Here is a 1,098-nt window from a genome sequence, read left to right as displayed (position 1 = left end):
GATTCAGGGCGTCATAGACATAGGTGATGGTGCGGCCGTCGCGCTTGCGCAGGCTCGTGCGGTTGCCGGCGGCGTCGTAGCCGTACTGCTCATAGTCGGCCGTATTGACCTGGCCCGGCGTGGTCTTGGACGGGAAGGTCCAGCGCACCTGACGGTCAAAGCCGTCGTATGTCAGCGACGCTCGGTTGCCGTTAGCGTCGGTCACCGTCGCCTGCTTGCCGTTCGGCGTATACGTATAGGCGACGTAGTTTTGCTGCAGCGGCGTGCCCACCGCCCGCTCGATCCGCAGCACCTGACCGGCCGCGTCGTAGACGTTGCGGGTGATCCGGTCGGGGCCTTGCGTCCCCTCAGTCCCCAAGGTGCAGGCCGAGGCCGGCAGCGATCCATAGACCGCCGGGTTCATCCGCACCGTGGTGCACAGCGGCCGGGACGCAGCGTCATAGCTGTACTGGGTCACCATGACCGCCGCCGTGCCCACGCCCGCAGTGTCCCGGATCTTCCGGCCCTGGACGTCATAGTCTGTGGTCGCCGTCTGAAGCGGCGAAAAAGCTGCCCAGTCCGTATCGGTCAGCCCCGGCGTCGTGCCCTGCTCGACCTTGGTCACCTGGCCGTCGGCATTGTAGGTGGTGCGGGTCGCCGCGTTCAGCAGCGCGCCGGTTCCGTCCGAATCCGGGGTGATCACGCCCACCTGCTGGCGCATCGCGTCCCAGACGTTGCGCACCGTATCCGCCGTCCCCGCCAGCGGCCCATCCACCGTCAGCACATTGCCGACCGCGTCATAGGTGGTGGTCGTCGCGGCGCTGAGCGCGCCGTCGCCCGACGCCATCGTCACCGATACCGGCAGCAGATTGCTGGCCACGCTGGACGAACCGACCTGATAGGTGATCGTGGTCCTGACCTCGTCGGCGCTCTGCGCCCATGCCGGCCCCGTCAGCAACAAGCCCAGACCCGCCGCTATCAGCGCCTTAAGGCGCCCCCCCTCCACGCCCCTCATCAGCAGGTCCCTCCCGTCATGCAGTGCGACTGGCTCACCTGCACCCACACAGGCGTCGCCGCCCGGGTGATCGCCGACGAGCCGTTCTGTTTGTACCAGGCGTA

The 1,098-nt window shown here is 67.6% G+C and carries 1 pseudogene; it reads right to left on the bottom strand.

The window, feature by feature from the left end:
- A pseudogene (locus HX774_RS12900) lies at positions 1–994 on the bottom strand (hypothetical protein); the annotation flags it as partial.
- Positions 995–1,098: the final 104 nt, after the last annotated feature.

Source organism: Brevundimonas sp. P7753 (assembly GCF_013386595.1).
Lineage (GTDB): Bacteria > Pseudomonadota > Alphaproteobacteria > Caulobacterales > Caulobacteraceae > Brevundimonas > Brevundimonas bullata.
Note: the sequence above shows the minus strand (reverse complement) of the source record. Positions and strands in the feature narration are given on the sequence as shown.